At 34.7% G+C, this 19,936-nt stretch carries 16 protein-coding genes and 1 riboswitch; of the genes, 3 read left to right on the top strand and 13 right to left on the bottom strand.

Annotation, left to right across the window (positions count from 1 at the left end; translation table 11 throughout):
* Positions 1-296: 296 nt before the first annotated feature.
* From P9E47_RS10805 to P9E47_RS10785, 5 genes are all read right to left on the bottom strand, one after another.
* The gene (locus P9E47_RS10805; RefSeq protein ID WP_326163426.1) at positions 297-1,622 is read right to left on the bottom strand and encodes an NCS2 family permease; all 1,326 of its coding nucleotides are present in this window, start codon (positions 1,620-1,622) and stop codon (positions 297-299) included.
* 156 nt (positions 1,623-1,778) lie between these two features.
* Positions 1,779-1,880: riboswitch (purine riboswitch) on the bottom strand.
* Positions 1,881-2,022: 142 nt separating this feature from the next.
* Positions 2,023-3,564, bottom strand: coding sequence for a glutamine-hydrolyzing GMP synthase (gene guaA, locus P9E47_RS10800; RefSeq protein WP_039956814.1), 1,542 nt, complete (start codon positions 3,562-3,564; stop codon positions 2,023-2,025).
* A gap of 115 nt (positions 3,565-3,679) precedes the next feature.
* Complete coding sequence (locus P9E47_RS10795) at positions 3,680-5,836, bottom strand: transglutaminaseTgpA domain-containing protein (protein WP_326163424.1); 2,157 nt, start codon at positions 5,834-5,836, stop codon at positions 3,680-3,682.
* The gene (locus P9E47_RS10790) at positions 5,833-7,008 is read right to left on the bottom strand and encodes a DUF58 domain-containing protein (protein WP_326163422.1); all 1,176 of its coding nucleotides are present in this window, start codon (positions 7,006-7,008) and stop codon (positions 5,833-5,835) included. Before P9E47_RS10790 ends, P9E47_RS10795 begins: the two co-directional genes overlap by 4 nt.
* 7 nt (positions 7,009-7,015) lie before the next feature.
* Positions 7,016-7,984 carry an AAA family ATPase gene (locus tag P9E47_RS10785; RefSeq protein ID WP_326163420.1) on the bottom strand — a complete coding sequence of 323 codons (969 nt, stop codon included), beginning with the start codon at positions 7,982-7,984 and terminating at the stop codon, positions 7,016-7,018.
* A 194-nt stretch (positions 7,985-8,178) separates the two neighbouring features.
* Here P9E47_RS10785 and P9E47_RS10780 point away from each other — a divergent pair, with 194 nt between their 5' ends.
* Positions 8,179-8,802: a DNA-3-methyladenine glycosylase gene (locus tag P9E47_RS10780; RefSeq protein ID WP_326163418.1), complete on the top strand. Its 624-nt coding sequence runs from the start codon at positions 8,179-8,181 to the stop codon at positions 8,800-8,802.
* 72 nt (positions 8,803-8,874) lie between these two features.
* On the opposite strand, the gene P9E47_RS10775 is transcribed toward P9E47_RS10780, so the two are convergent.
* From P9E47_RS10775 to P9E47_RS10745, 7 genes are all read right to left on the bottom strand, one after another.
* The gene (locus P9E47_RS10775; protein ID WP_326163416.1) at positions 8,875-10,326 is read right to left on the bottom strand and encodes a phospholipase D family protein; all 1,452 of its coding nucleotides are present in this window, start codon (positions 10,324-10,326) and stop codon (positions 8,875-8,877) included.
* Between the two features lie 235 nt (positions 10,327-10,561).
* Positions 10,562-10,870, bottom strand: a complete 309-nt coding sequence (locus P9E47_RS10770; protein WP_003329261.1) for an AzlD domain-containing protein — start codon at positions 10,868-10,870, stop codon at positions 10,562-10,564.
* Positions 10,871-10,886: 16 nt separating this feature from the next.
* On the bottom strand, positions 10,887-11,615 hold the full coding sequence (locus tag P9E47_RS10765) for an AzlC family ABC transporter permease (protein WP_003329262.1): 729 nt from the start codon (positions 11,613-11,615) through the stop codon (positions 10,887-10,889).
* Positions 11,616-11,818: 203 nt separating this feature from the next.
* Positions 11,819-12,481 carry a response regulator transcription factor gene (locus P9E47_RS10760; RefSeq protein WP_326163414.1) on the bottom strand — a complete coding sequence of 221 codons (663 nt, stop codon included), beginning with the start codon at positions 12,479-12,481 and terminating at the stop codon, positions 11,819-11,821.
* A gap of 21 nt (positions 12,482-12,502) precedes the next feature.
* Entirely contained in the window at positions 12,503-13,597 is a 1,095-nt protein-coding gene (locus P9E47_RS10755) for a sensor histidine kinase (RefSeq protein ID WP_326163413.1), read from the bottom strand.
* 34 nt (positions 13,598-13,631) lie between these two features.
* Complete coding sequence (locus tag P9E47_RS10750) at positions 13,632-15,212, bottom strand: YcdB/YcdC domain-containing protein (RefSeq protein WP_326163411.1); 1,581 nt, start codon at positions 15,210-15,212, stop codon at positions 13,632-13,634.
* 25 nt (positions 15,213-15,237) lie between these two features.
* The gene (locus P9E47_RS10745) at positions 15,238-16,413 is read right to left on the bottom strand and encodes an SEC-C metal-binding domain-containing protein (protein ID WP_003329267.1); all 1,176 of its coding nucleotides are present in this window, start codon (positions 16,411-16,413) and stop codon (positions 15,238-15,240) included.
* Positions 16,414-16,751: 338 nt separating this feature from the next.
* Between P9E47_RS10745 and P9E47_RS10740 the strand changes: the two genes are divergently transcribed.
* Complete coding sequence (locus P9E47_RS10740; RefSeq protein WP_003329268.1) at positions 16,752-17,327, top strand: Uma2 family endonuclease; 576 nt, start codon at positions 16,752-16,754, stop codon at positions 17,325-17,327.
* An 894-nt stretch (positions 17,328-18,221) separates the two neighbouring features.
* A complete protein-coding gene (locus P9E47_RS10735) occupies positions 18,222-19,445 on the top strand; it encodes a Fic family protein (protein ID WP_003329270.1) in 1,224 nt (407 codons plus the stop codon).
* A gap of 216 nt (positions 19,446-19,661) precedes the next feature.
* Here P9E47_RS10735 and P9E47_RS10730 read toward each other — a convergent pair.
* Positions 19,662-19,936: S1 family peptidase (locus tag P9E47_RS10730; RefSeq protein ID WP_326163408.1), on the bottom strand; the 275-nt coding region annotated here is incomplete at its 5' end.

Genomic DNA, 19,936 nt, shown 5'->3' with positions numbered 1-19,936 from the left:
CTCAAAATTAATACTGACTTGATGTTGAACTATCATGTTCAACTTTATTTTGCACGCTTGACATTTTGTTTAGTTTTCAAAGATCATTATCATTTCGTCTTAGCGACAAGATTCATCTTAACATGTTCGTTCGTGGAAGTCAACATTTATTTTTTATTACAAAATTAATTTTCTTATCCCGAACAGGAACTTTAATATATTACCATGTTAATAGTTTTGAAGTCAACTTAATTTTTTCAAAAAGAAAGGTACCCAAGATAAATCCATGGGTACCTTATGATCAACTAAACTTTTAACTAATCTCTTAAGAATAAGAAATACGCAAGGAAGATAAAAAATAAACCATACATTATAGGATGTACTTCCTTAGCGCGACCTTTAACAATCATTGTAATTGGATAGAAGATAAAACCAACTGCAATACCAGTTGCAATACTATAAGTTAAAGGCATTGTTATTAATGTAAAGAATGAAGGAACTGCTATTTCGAATTCTTTCCAATCGATACTTCCAACTGACGATGCCATTAATACTCCAACAATAATAAGTGCTGGTGCAGTTACTGCTGGCGTTACAACTCCTAAGAGTGGTGCAAAGAATAACGCTAACAAGAAACATATACCTGTAACAACGGCTGTAAATCCAGATCGTCCACCCGCTGCAACCCCAGCAGTAGATTCAACATAAGAAGTTGTTGAAGATGTCCCTAATATTGCACCCACTGAAACCGCAGTGGCGTCTGCCATTAAAGCTTTGCCAACACGCTCTAATTTATTATTTTTTACAAGTCCCGCTTGATTAGCAACAGCTACAAGCGTACCTGTCGCATCAAAAAAGTCCACGATAAAAAATGTTAGAATAACACCTATTAATTGCGGTGTAAACACGTCTCCAAGATGTGCCAATGCAGCACCGAATGTCGGCGCAATACTTGGTATAGCACCCACTACTTTATCTGGTATATCAATTAAGCTAAAAATCATTCCTGCAATTGCTGTTATAACCATTCCAATAAAAATCGCAGCATTTACTTTTCTTACCATTAAAACGATTGTAACAAACAAACCAAATATAGCTAACAATGTATTTGGATCTTTTAAATCAGAAAGGGCCACAAATGTTGCCGGGTTTGAAACGACAATCCCTGCATTTTTCAAACCGATAAACGAAATAAATAAACCAATCCCGGCACCAACTGCAAGCTTTAATTCATTCGGAATAACATTAATAATTTTCTCACGGATACCTGATACTGATAAAACAATAAAAATAAGTCCAGAAACAAAAACCCCTGCTAATGCTGTTTCCCAAGGAATTCCCATTCCTAATACAACTGTATAAGCAAAAAATGCATTCAATCCCATACCTGGTGCAAGAGCCAATGGATATTTAGCGTAGACGCCCATAAATATTGATCCATAAGCCGCTGCTAATGCTGTTGCCACAAACACTGCATCCTTGTTAATTCGTAGCTCATCAGGAAAATCTGCTACCCCATCGAGAGCCAATGTACTTGGGTTTACAAACAAAATATAAGCCATTGATAAAAACGTTGTTAAACCGGCAATAATTTCTGTTTTGTAATTTGTTCCAAGCCGTTCAAACTGGAAATACTTCTTCATACGAAATCCTCCTTTTGAATTAAAAAAAGTTTTTATCCCTCGATTTTAGGAAGTTCAGATGAACTGAAACACAAAAAGCCCCTAGTACGGAAATACTAGGAGCTTGACTATTATCGAAGAATACTAGAATAGGTATAAAAATAGAAAGAACAAATACCTATTACTATATAACCTCGTAGTCAAGCTATTTCCGGTAGCTTGGTAGAAACTTTCGGGCCATATTCCCGACATTATACGACGTTGTTTTTCATTATTCTGCTAAAACTTACAATCATATTCTAACAGGTAATAATTCGGTCGTCAATAAAAAATACGAACATTCATCGAATAAAAACGATAAACATTCGTATTTTAATTTTTGTGCTTATATTAACCGTTTATTACTATTTCAGCTGACTTTTTATTCCCACTCAATCGTTGCTGGCGGCTTACTTGTAATATCATAGACAACACGATTGATATGAGCTACTTCGTTTACAATTCTTGTAGAGATCTTCTCAAGTACTTCCCATGGTATACGTGCCCAATCTGATGTCATACCGTCAATGGATGTAACCGCACGAATTCCGATTGTATAATCGTATGTTCTCGCGTCTCCCATTACACCTACACTGCGGATGTCAGGAAGCACCGTAAAGTATTGCCAGATATCTCGTTCTAATCCAGCATTTTTAATTTCTTCGCGAAGGATTGCATCTGATTCACGAACAATCTCAAGTTTTTCGTCTGTGATTTCACCTAAGACACGGATCCCTAGTCCAGGGCCTGGGAATGGCTGTCTCCATACGATTTCATCGGGAATACCTAATTCAGTTCCTAGTGCTCTAACTTCATCTTTAAACAAAGTGTTCAAAGGCTCAATTAGTGTAAATTTCATATCCTCAGGCAGCCCGCCTACATTATGGTGAGATTTAATGGTTTGGGCTGTTTTTGTACCACTTTCAATAATATCGGTATAAAGAGTGCCCTGCGCTAAAAAGTCAATGCCTTCAAGCTTAGCTGACTCATCATCAAATACATAAATAAATTCGTTACCGATAATTTTACGTTTTTTCTCAGGGTCTGAAACACCTTGTAGTTTTCCTAAGAAACGGTCTTTAGCATCAATTTTAATCACATTCATATTAAAGCCTTCACTGAATGTTTTCATAACGCTGTCTGCTTCACCTTTTCGAAGTAAACCATGGTCAACAAACATACATGTTAATTGATCGCCAATAGCTTTATGAATTAACACTGCCACTACAGAGGAATCAACACCGCCGCTTAATGCGCATAATACTTTCTTATCCCCTACCGTTTCACGGATTTTCTGCATTTCCATTTCAATAAAGTTTTCCATTGACCAGTTGCCTTGGCATCCACAAATTTCGAAAACAAAGTTTTTCAGCATGTCATTCCCGTACACTGAATGACGTACCTCTGGGTGGAATTGAACGCCATAAAATCCAGCCTCTTCATTACTCATAGCTGCAACTGGGCATGATGGATTAGTTGCATCAACAACAAAGCCTTCTGGAGTATTTACAACTAGATCACCATGACTCATCCAAACCACTTGTTCTTCTGGTAAATCTTTATAAAGTTTTGAATGATTTTCGATTTTAATTGTGGCTTTTCCGTATTCACGTTGACTAGCTTTTTCAACTTTACCGCCCAACTTGTGAGTCATTAATTGCATTCCATAGCAAATCCCAAACACAGGAATTCCTAAGTTGAAAATTTCACTGTCACAATCAAATGTGTTTTCACCGTAAACACTATTTGGTCCGCCAGATAAAATGATCCCTTTCGGATTTATTTTTTTAATCTCAGCAATTGTAATTTCGTGGTCATGAAGTTCACTATATACTCCAAACTCACGAATTCTTCTCGTAATCAGCTGATTATACTGACTGCCAAAATCCAAAACCAAAATCATTTCGTTTACTTGTTCTCTAATCTCCAATTTTTTCACTCCTATTGGCTTTTGTTATATTTCCAAGAAAATAGCGAACATTCCTTTGAAAAATCCCGTGCATTATTCGTTTTTATAATACCAACGTCGAGTCAGTTGGTCAAGGCAATATCTTCTTAATTAATTTTCCCCACAACTCTAAGATAACATCCCAATCTTCAGTCTTTATATCAAAATTGGAGTACAAATATTTCTCATAAATTTCTGCTAACTTTTTCATCTCCGACGTTCCTAAATGTTCATCTACTTTTGCTGCATACTCTCTAAGAGTCTCTCCGCCTTGAATCTTCATACCCTTATTTTCTAATAACAAAACGAGGGTATCCAAGACTTCTCTTTCTTCAAGTTTCTTTTTACGAATCCGATAATTCATTACGATCCAATATGGATACCATTTTGTTTTAAACTTTACTAATAATCCTACTATTAGCGCCGCCACTGCTGCAAAAATACCGATTTCTTTAAGAGGAATATTCAAATCATTTAAAGAGAAGCTACTATTTCTTTTATTATCCTTGCTTTCCTTTTTCTTCTCTTCTTCCTTCTTTTTTTGTTCATTTTGAGGATCTTCGGCCTGATCAACCTGGGAAGCTGTAGGTACTGTATTTTCCGTGAACTCGTTCATATTGCTAAATCCTTGTGTCGGTTCGAATGGTACCCAACCAATACCCGGGAAGTATACTTCAACCCAAGAGTGGGCATTTGAATTTTTCACTTCATAAAGCTTGGCATCGTCATCAAGCACCTTAATAAAATCCCCTTGCGTATAGCCCTTTACCCATCTTGCTGGAATATCCAGGGAACGCAGAAGGACGATCATTGATGTTGAAAAGTTATCACAATAGCCTTTTTTTGACTCGAATAAGAATTGGTCAACATAATCTTGATCCTCATCAGGAACTGCTACATTTTTTGTTTCATACGTAAAACCATTTGCTGCAAAATAAGATTCAATTGCTTTAGCCTTTTCATACCTTGTTGCTTTATTTTCTGTAATCACTTTTGCAAGATCTTTCACCCTTGTCGGCAGTTCCTCCGGAAGTTGTGTATAAAACGTTTTAATGTAAGCATCGTCCCCTCCATTAGCCAACTTTAACGCTTCTATCGAAAAAAGAGGATGATCATAAATAAATTCATATGAATCCAATTGAATCTCATCGCCATTTTTTTCAGTAAAAAGTTTACCTGAAAAACGTTCCATCAACAATTGCACATTTTGATCGGTTTTAATCGCGCGCAGATCTAACGGATAGGCAATATGCGGATAGTCACCGATATCTTTTACCTTTATTTTTTCACTTATATTTTCTTCTTTCGTTACATTTTCAAAAATACCTAAGTCAATATTATTTTTATCAATAAATGTCTTCGGATAGCTTTCCGTTATAATCCAGCCTTTACCCGTATAATAATCCTTTGATTCAACACGCCAATAGTGAGCCTTTTTTACTTCTGCCGTAAAAACAGCTGTATCATCGTCAATAAAGGCACCGCCAAGCTTGGAGTCATCAACACCATAACCAATTTTATTGACAGAATTTCCAATCAACTCGCCTTTGACAGCACTTTTAAGAAAAGGAACAGGATCAGGCCATTGCGGACCCGCTTTTGGAGCATGTAACCCAATTACGATTGCCAGAGCTACCATTAACGATAACGAGGCCAACCAATAGGAACGGATCTTCACCTCTTCTTTTTCTCTTAATCGTAACATTTGCAAGGTTCCAAGCATAATGAAGCCAATAATAATCGTTCGAACGATAGCATTACCTGCATCATATTTTGTAAAAGTATCCAAAATACCTAAATAAATAATTGTTAACAAATAGAAGCCAAAAATCCTTTTCGCATGAATGAGCCAATAATGGATTAAATAACTCATAACCCACAATAGGATTAGAAATAAAAAGCTGCGATATAAATCTGACATCTCAAACCATTGTGAATGGAACAGTGCCTCTGTGTTGATGACTATATCTTCATAAAAGCTATATAGCCAACTAATTCCTAAGAACGATCCTTCAAAAAATAGGTCATGTAAAATATATAATAGTAAAATAAATCGAAGCGGCATCGATAACAAGAATGGAAGTCTTAAAAAATATAATATAAAACAGATGGCCGTAAAGATAACAAAATAAACACTGTTTGCCGTATCGGTTACCACTTCCAACGGCCGAAGCCACTCCCAAATTAATATAAATCCTAATAGATACAGCACGATGTTGTATAAATTAAATCGGCGATGATTGGTCATACACTTTTCACCTCATCCATCGCTTTAATAATAATATTTTGATTGAGTACTTGATTACTATAATTTTGAGCGCTGCCATCCGCCATTGAAAGCACAACGACCACTTTCCGTTGATTATTGGCTAGTCTCTTAATCCATTCAAGAAAGTGTGGGGTCATGTTATCCGTAATAAAAATAATCGTCCCTCTTTCAGGTAGTGCAGCTTTATCTTTTTCAACCACCTGATGAAGCATACTTGGTGAATCATTTTTAACAATAGCAAAATGATAGAAGACTTGGTTCATCCACTCTACTGATTTTTTAGCTGAAAAAATACTCCGGTCTTCTCCCTCTCCGGTTGAAATAAGTGTAACCGGATGGCCCGCTTTATATAGTTCATTGGCGATAGAAGCTGAATAAAGAACGATCTTCTCAAAAGCGTCATGGCTTATAAGATGATAGCGATCTATACAAATTACATATTGATGGTCTTCCATGATTTCAAATTCTTTTGAGATCAAAGTGTTTTTTCGGGCAGTAGCCTTCCAGTTAATCCAAGAAAGCCGGTCCCCTCTCTGGTACTCCCGAATGGTAGTTGGCACAAACATTTCTTTTTTATAATCCAACCCTCTTGCAAGTGCTCCTTCACCGATATGCTTTTCTAAGAAAAATAGATTCAAGCGCTGCCGCTTCGGGTATACGATGAGCTTACTTTCAACTTTAAAGCTATGTTCCTTTTTTATAAAACCTAAAAAGTCAGCTGAAGTAGCGGTAATATTTTCAAAGAAATGCTCCCCCCGCGGTAATTCATCAAGATTATACGTGAAGTGAATTCTTCTTTTAAAAAAAGGAAAGCGGATGACCTTCTTTTCTCCTTGTCCCATCCGAAACGTATCTGTGATCATTAAAAAATAGAGAGGAAATGGAAACTTTCTCGTAATTTGAATTTGAACCTTTACCGTGTCTCCAGCTTCATACATTTTGTGACCATCTATTATTCTCTCTACTTTCCAAAGCTGGATTGGATATAAGGCAAAAAGAATGGAGAATATGATAAAAGGCAGAAAACTATATAGTAGAAACCAACTGACAAAGCCCCCCTGAAACATAGCATAGGCATATAAAATCCCAACACCTGCCAGTAAAAGTAGCACTTTGCCCCATATTTTCAGCAGGTTAGATAAGACTTTCATTTGGTTATCATCTCCACTCCTTATGAACAGGAACCTGAACGTGATCAATAATGTCTATTAGGATTTCTTCTGTAGAAATACGTTTATAGCTCGATTCAGAGTTTAAAATGATACGGTGTCCGAATACAAACGGAGTCAAATATTTCACATCATCAGGTATAACGTAATCTCTGTCACAAATAAAAGCATAGGCTTGAGCCGCCCTCATTAATGCTATCGACCCCCGAGGACTAACACCTAAGTAGATAGACGGATGATTTCTTGTGCGATTAGAAATTTCAACGATATACGCCCTAATTGTTTCATCCACAAAAACCTTCTTCACTATTTTTTGGATATCGAGTAGTTCGTCAATGGATAATACAGGATAAAGTTCATCAATTGGATGGGCATGTGCCACGTTTTCCAACACTCTTATTTCTTCAGCTGGCGTTGGGTAGCCCATTTTCATTTTTAATAAAAAACGATCGAGTTGCGCTTCCGGAAGTGGATAGGTTCCTTCGTACTCAATCGGGTTTTGTGTAGCTAATACCATAAAAGGCTTCGGCAGTGGCATCGTTGCCCCATCCACAGTAATATGACCTTCCTCTAAACTTTCAAGTAAAGCTGACTGTGTTTTAGGTGACGTTCGGTTAATTTCATCTGCGAGAACGATGTTACCCATAATCGGTCCTGGACGATATTCAAACTTAAGCTCTTTTGGGTTATAAATTGAAATCCCCGTTACATCTGAAGGCATTAAATCTGGTGTAAATTGAATTCTTTTAAACGTTGCGTTGATAGATTTAGCCAATGATCTCACCATCATCGTTTTACCAACACCCGGTACATCCTCTAATAGAACATGTCCCTGAGCCAATAGGGCGACTAAACATAGAGTAACCTCTTTGCGCTTGCCGATGATCACTTTTTCTATATTTAGGGCAATTTTTTCAATCACCGGATGTAATTGTTCATATTTATGTTTATTTTTCATAAAATCCACCTTTAGTTTTAGTGTTTTGAGTTACTATATTTTCTTATCTATTAAATACTAATTATAACGTAAAATGCTGCTGATTTCTTTATAAATAGCGGCCTAATTGCTGGAAAATATGTTAATTAAACGTTTGTTTAAATTGTAGTTTTGAAAATATTGGCTATTACTATATATTGGGTAGTAGAAAATTAATGGATGGTGAACTGGTTTTGCAAAACTATAAAGCAAAAGATAACGATTTTTTTGAAGTACCCACTTTGGAACTTGCTAGAAATCTGCTTGGTTGTTTGCTTGTAAAAAATACGGATGAAGGCGTTGCTGCAGGATACATTGTTGAAACAGAGGCTTATATTGGCCCCGGAGACAGAGCCGCGCATAGCTATGGAGGCCGCAGAACGAAAAGAACGGAAATCATGTATCACGAGGCAGGGCTTGCTTATGTATATCAAATGCATACCCACTGCTTAGTGAATGTTGTTAGCGGAAAAATAGATGCACCTGAAGCTATCCTTATTCGTGCCATTGAACCATATCACGGGATTGAATTGATGAAAACAAGAAGACAAATGGAGCATTCGATCCAATTAACAAATGGTCCGGGGAAGCTCACAAAAGCTCTGGGAATCGGGATGGAAGACTATGGGCATTCTTTCATGGAGCCTCCTCTCCTGATTGCTGATGGTTTCGTTCCAGACGCCTATGCGGTTGAGCAAGGAAAACGCATTGGAATTGAAAATACAGGCGAGGCCAAAGATTATCCGTGGCGCTTTTGGATTAAGGATAATCCTTATGTGTCGAAGCGGCTAAAAAAGTAGGTAAAAAAAGACTACCCCTATACCAAATAGGAGATAGTCTTTTTTAATTTTTATAAAACTTTCCGTCAAACATCAGAACGTAGACAACCCGCTCCACTCTTGAAAACGATAAATCCAATGTTTCAGTGACGAATCATCTCTGTACTTTTCATAATCTGCTGTGTATATACCGTCTTTGTTTTCCCATACTCTTGCAAAATAGCTTTCTACCTCTTTCACAATCTCGTGATCATTATCAGCCGTAATTTTCACGTCTGCCTCTAAATTAAAATCATCAATATTTCGCTTCGTGAAATTGGATGACCCGCCTATAAGAACACTCTCTTCCGCCATTTTTACAAAAAGTAATTTTGTATGGTATTGTTCTCCTTGTGTGTCGTACCATCTTAGCTTAATTTTACCGTTACTTTTTTCTAATAATTCGCTGGCAACAGGGCGATTTGGAATCCCGTTTTTCTCCATCCCAAATGCATCTTTGTTTGGATCTAGAATGATTTGAATGGAAACTTCTCTTTTTGCTGCATCTATTAATGATTGGATAACATCACGATCCGAAAGATAAAACATGCCGAGCTTAATTTCATCCCCTTTATCTGTCTCATTAAGGACCTGAAGGATCTGTTTTTTTATTTTTCCTTCCGTTATCAAGCTTGCTTTCACACTATCACCTTGATTGGTTGCCCCTGAATCATTGTCAGCAATTTCTGAACTTGCCATTACAGCAATAGCACGAGGTTCATACTGTTCATCGGACATAACAGCTACACTACTTTCTGAATTCACAATATCCCGGGTAATATTCCCTTTTACTACAAAGGCAATATTGGAGTGATAGCCACTGGCATCATGAGGATTGGCTGATGTCACGATCGCTTGTTTTTCGGTTGCAATAACTTTACGATGATTGGCTTTAAAATTCAGCAGCTTAGCATACGATCTTAATTCTACCTTCGGTGAATCTTCACTAAAAGGGTTTGGCAGCCAGCCCTTCTCAAAATCTCCAATCCAACTAATAAAAGCCCGATAAAAGCCTGAGTAAGCCGGATTGGAATCTCGTAATTTATTTAAATCTGTATAAACTACATTTACGCCACTGGCAAGCAATTGATCTATATATTTTGTAGAATAGGATCCATAAAAGCTATTCATTTCATCTGTTATAAATGTAATGTCCATTTGTGGATTTTCCATTTGTTTCGTAACAAGGGCCGTTGTTAATTGTTCCGTTAAACCCGGATATTGCTCTGTTTCATCATAAGCATCATTGAATAAAAACATATCGATGATGATAAATTGCTCCGCTTCTTGAATTGTTTTTAAAATATTTTCGAAAATTACTTGTTCACTCGTTTTCTTTTCATCCTTCAAATAGGTCAAATCGTATAAAAAATCGACATCAAAGGTTGTATGTTCCTGTCCTTCAAAAGACAAGCCTACTGGTACGCTTTTGTTATACCCGTAAATCGAAAACAAAACAGCAACGGAAACCAGGAGCAACAACAAATAGCGCTTTTTAAAATTCACTTTTTTCAGAGCAACCACCCTTTACGTTATTGTAACTTCTAGAACTAATTATTATTTCTTAACTTTACAATATGATTAATGGGCGTTTCTTGCAATATGTAATGGTTATCACTTGTTGTTTATAATGGTTTTAAAGTTTTTTCATCATAAATTCAATCATATAATTTGGCATTTGGCTGGCGTATTTCCAACATAATCAATAATGTTTTTTATGATCATTATCTCTGTTCTCCTTTTACATAGTAAATGCTAGATTAATTAAAATTATTGAAACCACCGTTCCAATTAAAACAATAGTTAAATTCAATTTTAAAAGTGACAGTATAACAGCTATAATTCCACCAGCTATTCCAACTAATGGTTGGTTAGGTTCAACTTTTAAAATTCCTGGAAAGATCAATGCACCTAATACCGCAAACGGAATTCCCTTTAGCCAACGGTCTATTAAATTTGGTATTACCATATAATTTGCCATGATTGAAGGTAATGCTCTTGGAACGTAAGTAACGATTGCCATCAAAATAATTAACAAATATATATTCATTCAGTTCTCATCCTTTCTAGGCTGTTACTTTTTCTTTATATTTTTCTGGAATAAGGCCGAAAGTAGAAGCTATAATTGTAGATAGAATAATCGACCACCCTGAAGAAAATATTTGCAAAAGTATACTATTGACTATCATTGCTATTAAAACAATAATCCCCCCTTTTTTTGTGGATTGGATAGCGGGCATTAGGAGTCCTATAAACATCGCGTATAGTCCCATGGACATAGCATTGCTAATGAACGAGGGAAGCAAGTTAGTGAATAAAGCTCCTATAAAAGTTCCAATTACCCAAGATGAAAAAGCAGCTAACATCAGACCAATAAGAAAATACTGATTTACTCTTTTCTCTTTAGAATGAAAGGCTATCATTGTAAATGTTTCGTCTGTCAAGCCAAATGAAAAGAATAATTTCCAAACCAAGGGAACATGTTTGATTTTATCTGCTATCGCCATACCCATCATAAAATGTCTAAAATTTAATACAAAGGTTGCTAAAACAATTTCAAACATTCCAGATCCCAGCATTAACATGTTTACAGCCATTAATTGACTAGCACCACCAAATACTCCAAAAGACATTAGCACTGTTTCAAAAAGGGATAAACCAAAATCTATAGCTAACATTCCAAAAGCAAATGATATCGGAATAAATCCAATAACTATTGGTATAGCTGTTTTTACCCCTCTTATAAACGCTATAACATTAACGTTATATAAATTATTTGTTAATGTTTTATCCACCGTGTCATCCCCCTTAGTTGTTTTATATGAAAATTAAGAATAAAATGCTTTTACTAAATAAAATTATAGATTCAAACTTTTATACTCTCACCGAAAATCATCTTGTAAACACCGAAAGTATTTTTTGTGGGATACACATTAAAAATTAGGGGTTAACTCAGCACCTATAATTGATTTGAAATATAAAAAAAGTGACTTGACACTTAAGTCAAATCACTCTTTTCATCAATAAGACCAATTATTTTGGCTTGATTTAATGCTTCATTTCTTGAAGTTACGTTTAACCTCTTGAATAACTTTGTTAATTTATATTCTATTGTCCGACGGCTCATAAACATTTTTTTTGCTATATTTTCATTAGTTAAGCCCTTACCAATATCTTGCAAAATTGATATTTCCTCATCACTTAATTCGATATTTCTTACATTTAAACTCTCGCTTTCGGATATTGGAATATTACCTTCGCTCAATGTTCGGCATAAGTCTAAAGGTAATATAATCTCCCCTCGATAAACACATTTAATTGTAGTAATTAATTGTTCTTCTGAGCACGTTTTATTTAATAATCCAGCTCCACCTGCATCCATTATTTGTTTAAAATGTTTATATATATCATATGCAGTATAAACAATAACTTTTATTTGAGGGTATTCTCTATGGACCTTTTTCGTTAATTCAATCCCATTCATTTCCGGCATATAAAGATCAGTAATTAAAATATCATAAGATTTCTTTGTTAAGAATTTATCAATTTCTAAAGGACTGGATACAATATCTACATTTATACCGGTTTCTTTCTCCAGTATCATGTATTTTATACCTTTAGTAATAACAAGATGATCATCAACTATTAAAATTTCAATCATTATTAGACACCCAATCTCTTACTATATTGGAATAATCCCAAAAACTTTTAGTCCATTTCCAGGGGATGTTTCAAATTTAATGGAACCATCCATACTTTTTATCCTTGCCCTTATACCAAAAATCCCCATACTCCTTGTATCTTTTGAAATTTCCACCATATCCATTCCTTTACCATTATCACTATAATTTAAAAAAAGTTTTTGGTTTTCATCAAATAACTCAATGTTCACCATTGTTGCATCGGAATGTTTAATAGCGTTATTTAAAAGTTCTTGAATAATTCTGTAAATATTAATTTTTAATTCTTCTGATAACTCACACGTTAAATCTGTACCTCTATACTGAACCTTAATATTTGAACGAAGCTCTGTACATTGGAACATGCCACCTATAGCCTGATGAATACTTTCCTGAATTAAGAAGGGATAACGAATTTCATTGCACATATCCCTTAGATAATATATATTATCACGAATTAATTCTTTAACTTCCGCGAGATCATCTACTAACATTTTATCTCTATTTTTGGATAGTATATGTTCTATTTTATGATTTAAATAGATTTGTTCTTGTAAAATGGTATCATGCAATTCTTGCGCTAAGGAATTTCTTTCTTTTTCTGCAAGGTGTAAAAGAAACTGAGTAATCCAAGAAGGATAGTCTTTTTCGGGATTATAAATTTTTAATTCATCGATCAAACACAAAGACAAAAACATTTGTTCTATCTTATAATTAATAAAACTTCCATACATATTTAAAAGTAATCTTTGATAAGAATTAATTTCATTATTGATTTCGCAACATAAAATGAAGGTTAACTCTTTCTTATTACCAAGTATAAAATTTATACAGTTATTGAATTCAATACAATTGCCAGGAACCATCTCATTTTGACTTAAAGTATACAAATTAGTAAGGCTATCTTTTGAAATAAATTTTTCAATACAATAAATTTTTTGTACTTTATGAAACTGTACCATATAGCAATCATTAATTGACAATAGATTCTTTATTTCTTCCATAAAAAAGGTGATTATTGAATGAAACGTAGTTTTATTAGATAGATTGTTTTTAAAATTATTTAATTGAAGATTAATTTCCATTTCCAAATCCATAAAACTAAAACCCCCTAGAAATAATTTTCTAGTTTTAAAGCAACGACATTTTCTTGTCCCAAATCAATTCCCCGCTACAAGCATCGATATAACATAACCGTTGCTGAGGATCCCCACTACCATCAGATGGATCGTCTTTAGAAGTTGAAGGCTCATATACTAATTTGTAAACCGGTGACTCTTCATCATAATGAATGAACCACTTTAGTTGTATCTTCATGTAATCAACATAGCGTTCAAAAGCCGCTTCAGCCGAAATAACGGGTTGAAAATTATGTTGTGCCAGTTTACGAATCATTTCATAAGAGACACCCATATACGCACAAATTTCACCTGTTACAGTACTGACACTAATCATAATCCGCTCATGGTTAACAGGAATACCACCGATAAAAACAGGCAGATAAAAAAATTCACGTAGGCGCGGCTCTTCATCTGGTTCTATCTGATCTTCCTCAAGCTGAAGGTAGGAAAAGTAATCCGGAAACACCTGATAAAGGAACAGTTCTGCTTTCTGCCAACATTGTTGTCTACTTAAAATCGGTTTGCCCTCTTTTGTTCTATCAAAGCAATTGAATCCTACTAAGCGGCCCGTCGATTTCTCAATTTGAATCATACATGTGCTATCGAGATTTTTAAGCTGATTACCCCATTTTCTTTTCATATACGCATCTACCGAAAGGGCGTCTTGCTCTAATTCCTCTGCTTCTTCTTTTTCTTTTCGCTTATACAAAATATGTATTCTTTCACCGTCATCTTTTGACTTCACTTGAACATATTGTTCGGGGTGAATTCCAAGTTGTTTTTCCAAAGCTAATACCTTTCTATCATCCAAATCAATTGTGACAGTTTGCTCCGATTCATTTGTCTGACTCGTTTGCCCCCAATGCTGACCTGTTCCATTAGAAGCAATCGGGTGGCTCGGTGGCATGATATAATGTTCAAACCCAAATAAATCTTTGCCTGTCACAGCATCAATTACGCGAAATTCCGAAATCGGTTCGTAAACAAGACGATATTCATTCCCCATTTCTTCGATCTCGTACAAAGACGAATGCAAAGCAGCAATCGTTAACTGCATCCGTATTCCGTCTATTATTCTACTTCTTATAGTATCCATAGCAATGATAGAGGGTGGCCATGATGGTCTATTAGGAGCTCCGGACAAGTTTTCATTCAAATCATATTCAATAATATTCCGTTTGTCATTAACCGTTACTTCACACCCAGTATGAGACAGTGGCAGTCCACCAACTTCCTCCTGATAAGTGATATAGTAATTATTTCGGCCTTTTTCGATATGGACCCATTTATACAAAGCATGATTTGGATTATGTTTTAAAAGGAAGGAATCAGCAACCTTTTTTGCTTCATCAGCTTCGCAAACATATCCGATACCTTTCACTTTCTCCGAATCCATATCCAGCCTAACAAGTTGCCCTGTTTGTAAATCAAGAGAGACTTCAATCTTGTTATCATCATTCTCTGGGTCCTCCCAGATGAAACAACGCTCCTTTTCAGCACCAATAGGGATGCTATCCTCCATTACAAGTTGATAATGCTCCGGAATCGCAACAATAGATTTCGCTATTATTCGCAGTTTATTAAGGTCCATTGACATATATACCCCCTTTAGATTTTCAATTCCCACAGCATTTCTTAAATTTCTTCCCACTTCCACATGGACAAGGATCGTTTCTGCCAATCTTTTGACGGGTTTGGAGACTTATAACCTCCCCTTTTTTATTAGGCAAGGGTAGTAATGAATTTTTCTCCTGCTTGAATAATTCCTCTGATGTATATCCCTTTAAATACCATTGTCTTGTATTATTCATAAGCGTTACAACGACATCCATCAGTCTTTGCACAGCTTCTAAGCTTTCGAATGTCAGTTGCATCTGTAAATGCTGAAGAAGCTGACTAGGTTGAATACCCATTTTTACATGGATAATACAGTCCTCGATAAGAGCCACCGCCTCTTCTTGAGGCATTCGATACTCCTTCGTAAATAGCGATAATAGTTGGGAATAGCCCTTTGGATGCTCGACATAGTTCGTTTCACCGGCTTCAAGGAGTTGTTTCCTTGAGAAAGAATAGTAGTCAATATTCCCCCTGGATGCCTGCTCCTCTAAAATAACTAAAGGATCCATCACTTCCCAGTATGAATAGCCGTACCTATCTATAAAAATTTCCTGATAGTATTCCATCGCATCAAAAATAACATAATTAAAGGCAAGAAAATCAAGGCGAATAGGTGTATATTTTTCAACTAAATCCACTAACTTGTCATGCGGCACTGTTCCATAATAATAGAGTAAACCGCGAGTGATCTTAATCCATTCCGTATTTCGCTTAACATCTACAAGTATCGTCTCATCTTGAACAAGCTCCTCTAGAGAAGGCAATAATTCCAAAGGAACCATGACGACCGGATTTCCATTTTGAAAACTAGTAAACATAAAACCAGTTTTATAGAAATACTCCATCTCCTCTATCTCTATATTTTTTGCACTAATAACTCCATCATTTGCAATGATACTTTTTATTAAAAATAACCGCCTCTCATCGAATTGGCTGATAATAATTCTAAGAAGTAAGGGGATTCCCTCTGCCAAATATTGAATTAACTCTGCCTTTTTTAACGAACTAATATTTTTGATTTGCAGTTTTTTCCGAATGTCTTGAAGTTCTGCGACTTTTAATGCAGACAGCCCTTCCTTTAATGTCGCTATTCCTGTGAAATTATTCTTTTGATCCTTATTTTTATTTCCTTCCATTTCATGCTCCTTTCGCACAGAGTCCATCACTGAAAACATCAGCTCCAACTCCTTGCTAGCCATCATTTACATTTTATGTATTTTTTTCCAAATTATCGTCCAAGGTTGATATCCCAACGGATTATAGGTATTTGATTTGCGGGAGTTACATTGTTTTTTATAAAAATGATGATGTCTATGTATCTATTTATCGAATCTTATATTCAAGACGTGATTATATAAAGATTCTTTTTGATAAAAATAAAAATGAAATTAGACATGAAGAGAATTAACCAAATCTGATTTATGAAGGCAAATAAACGATAAGTACCATGTTTGTAGATATCCCCATCCAAAAAATGGTATAATAAGAGGTAAGTAAACAATGAGGTGAGGATATGTCAATTCCACAACAATCAAAAAGCTATTCATACGCTGATTATTTATCATGGGATGATGATGTTTTTTGCGAAGTCATTGACGGAATGATTATAAGTATGTCGCCTTCCCCAACACCACTGCATCAAGATATTGCAGATGAATTAACGGCAGAATTCAAGATTTTTCTACGTAATAAAGATTGTAGGGCTTTTTCTGCTCCAATTGATGTTTGCTTATTTGCTAATAAAGAAATAAAAACAAAGGATATTAAGGACTGGGTGCAGCCGGATTTAATTGTAGTATGTGACGAAAATAAAATTGGTGAGAAAAATATCATCGGTGCTCCAGATTTGGTGATTGAGATTCTATCACCATCAACAGCAAAAAATGATCGTTTAATTAAATACAATAGCTATGAAAAGGCTGGTGTAATGGAATACTGGATTGTTGATCCCTATAACCAGACGATTGAAGTATATCTCTTGGAAAACGGAGCATATCACCGTAATGGAGTATATTTTAAGGACGATATTTTAAAAGTTCATTTATTAGAAGATTTTCAAATTGACTTAAATCTTATTTTTAAAAACTAAATAAACGACAAGCGTGCTGACTCCTTGTCGTTTATTGTTTTTGCCCGTTTATTAAAATGAATATTTTATCACCCCATTCTCTTCAGAAATAATTTTTTTCTTCAATAGATGTTCTACAATACTATCAATATCCTTCTTAGATATTCCTTTATTATGCGAACCAAGAAATCCAATTAAGCTACTTCTCTTTTTAGGTCGATTTTTTACAGCAATTTTTATTAAGCTTTCCTTCACCATCTGTATCCTAGTTTCATCGATCTTTATTGGTTTTTTCTGACTTAATTCTTGAAAATTAACTATTCTCTTTACTTTGATTCCACTTTTCTTTAAGTAACCAATGAGTGGGTCGTATCCTGTATCCTTAGAATAGATAAAAAAATTTTTTCCTTTAAAATTTTTGTTGCCTTATTAATTTTATCTACTTTCAAATCCTGTACATTTTCATAATCAACATACAAATATGAATCAAATATAGACATTTTAAGCTCCTTCAATATTAAAAATATTGTTCTCTACATGTTACACTCTAAATTTTACCATAAATAAAAAATACCACAGATTAAGGCTGTGGTAAGAAAAAAATTTATACCTGAATTATTCAATTGAGATTTTTCCATATTCAGCACACTAATTATACCAAGTAAAGGGATAAAAGGAACTTTCTTATCACTCTAACATTATCTTTACAAATAAAATTTCAAATTTATAAATTACCATCATCAATATTAAGACACAAAGTCAAAAAACGGCCCTTTTTTTATTTTTATCAACCAAATTATGATATAAAAATGTATACATCCCCATTTTTAATGGATATAATGTATAAAATCAATGAATAAGATAAAAAACAGCAGAATTTTCATAAATATAATGTAACGGGGAGGATGAAAATCAATGTATGAGTCATTATCTAAATTATTTTATAAAGAACCTGAAAAATACGAATTTGAATACTCCAGAAGGATTAGTAGCTATGGCACTGTTCGGTTGCCGTTTAATATCAAACCCTTGAAATCTAACCAAGAATTTTCTTGTTTCTATGTTAACCATTCGGAGTTAGACTTCTTTCATGACCAAGTTTTAAAACAAAGTAAGTTAATACAAGAAAAAATAAACTCATTGCCAGATATCGCAATTGCTCAATATATAAAATCAAAATTAATTGATGAACTTCTTAGTACTAATGAAATTGAGGGGATAAGAAGTACAAAAGCAGAGATGAAAACGGTAATTGAAGTTGTTGTAAAAAATGACAATTCCAAGAAAAAGATCAGGCACTATAGTTTGATGAAAACTTACTTCAATTTGATTTCTGAAAAGAATGATGAAATAAAGAATCTTGAACAAATTAGGAATATATATAATGAGTTAGTAGAAACAGAAATTAAAAAAGATGACAAACTTGATGGAGAATTATTTAGAAAAGGTTCTGTTGATATAGTGACATCTGCGGAAAAGGTAGTCCACAAAGGTGTTTATCCCGAGTCTTCCATACTAGCTCATCTAGAGAATTTAATTCATTACCTAAATGAACACCCATCTCCAATGCTTTACAAAATTGCTGTAGCTCATTATTATTTTGGATATATACATCCATTCTATGATGGTAATGGTAGAACCTCCAGATACATTAGTAGTATGTACTTAATCAATGAATTGGATAAACTTACAGCGATGTCATTATCTTACTCTACTAATAAAATGAAACCAATATATTATGAAGCATTTACTGTAAGTAATGATCCTAAAAACAAAGGTGAACTTACTTACTTTTGTAAAACATTTTTTGAAATTATCCATAATGCGCAAAGTGATATATTAGCTGATTTATCTTATAAATCCAACAAAATGGATCAATTAGTCGAATTAATTTCACATCTAGACTTCCCCAACGAACTTTCAAGGGACGTATTATTCATTGCTGGACAACATGACATTTTTGCTATTGAAGGTACTGGGATTTCAAAACATGAATTATCCGAAGCAATAGACACCACAGAATATAAGATTGGTAAGGAAATTAAAGAGTTAGATAAACTAGGTTATATAAAGTATATAAAAAGAAATCCAATTGAAATAACAATAAGTGATGATCTACACGAAAAATTAAATTTATAGGACAAAAGCGAACCACCCTGTAGTGACGGCATAAGATGGTTTTCTCGTTCTTTAATACGTTTCACCGAAATAATGACGCCAATCATCATCAGGATATTCCATTTTCATCTACTTGAAAACGATAAACTCAATATTTCGGTGACGAATCATCTCTGTACTCAAGCTGCTGACCGCTTGTCATTTAAATCAGGCAGATAGTAGTTTGCGGTCATTAGTTTATTTATTTGAAAGTTTTTCAAGCACTTGTTCGATAGGAATTGCATATCCAACATCTTCCGTCATCGATTTTGCGTATACTACGCCAATGACTTTACCCGTCTCACTACTTATTACAGGACTTCCACTATTCCCTTTGTAAATGGGAGCTGAAAGCCTAATCACACCATTCTTCTCTGATCCTTGGAGGATATTGCCTTCATTAACAATTTGATTATGAAATAGTGGATTGCCAATCACATAAATATGATCCTGTAAAGTGGACCCCATTGTCA

The sequence above is a fragment of the Schinkia azotoformans genome, assembly GCF_035811335.1.
Classification (GTDB): domain Bacteria; phylum Bacillota; class Bacilli; order Bacillales; family Bacillaceae_J; genus Schinkia; species Schinkia azotoformans.
The sequence above is the reverse complement of the archived record's forward strand: the minus strand, read 5'-3'. Positions and strand labels throughout refer to the sequence as shown.

Excerpts from the sequence above, each read along its gene's own strand:
- P9E47_RS10745 (WP_003329267.1), bottom strand. The coding sequence starts at position 16,413 with ATGTTTTCAGTGATGGACTCTGTGCGAAAGGAGCATGAAATGGAAGGA.
- P9E47_RS10785 (WP_326163420.1), bottom strand. The coding sequence starts at position 7,984 with ATGAAAAATAAACATAAATATGAACAATTACATCCGGTGATTGAAAAA.
- P9E47_RS10755 (WP_326163413.1), bottom strand. The coding sequence starts at position 13,597 with ATGGATTTGGAAATGGAAATTAATCTTCAATTAAATAATTTTAAAAAC.
- P9E47_RS10760 (WP_326163414.1), bottom strand. The coding sequence starts at position 12,481 with ATGATTGAAATTTTAATAGTTGATGATCATCTTGTTATTACTAAAGGT.
- P9E47_RS10740 (WP_003329268.1), top strand. The coding sequence starts at position 16,752 with ATGTCAATTCCACAACAATCAAAAAGCTATTCATACGCTGATTATTTA.
- P9E47_RS10770 (WP_003329261.1), bottom strand. The coding sequence starts at position 10,870 with ATGAATATATATTTGTTAATTATTTTGATGGCAATCGTTACTTACGTT.
- P9E47_RS10790 (WP_326163422.1), bottom strand. The coding sequence starts at position 7,008 with ATGAAAGTCTTATCTAACCTGCTGAAAATATGGGGCAAAGTGCTACTT.
- P9E47_RS10780 (WP_326163418.1), top strand. The coding sequence starts at position 8,179 with ATGGATGGTGAACTGGTTTTGCAAAACTATAAAGCAAAAGATAACGAT.
- P9E47_RS10795 (WP_326163424.1), bottom strand. The coding sequence starts at position 5,836 with ATGACCAATCATCGCCGATTTAATTTATACAACATCGTGCTGTATCTA.
- P9E47_RS10805 (WP_326163426.1), bottom strand. The coding sequence starts at position 1,622 with ATGAAGAAGTATTTCCAGTTTGAACGGCTTGGAACAAATTACAAAACA.
- P9E47_RS10750 (WP_326163411.1), bottom strand. The coding sequence starts at position 15,212 with ATGGACCTTAATAAACTGCGAATAATAGCGAAATCTATTGTTGCGATT.
- P9E47_RS10735 (WP_003329270.1), top strand. The coding sequence starts at position 18,222 with ATGTATGAGTCATTATCTAAATTATTTTATAAAGAACCTGAAAAATAC.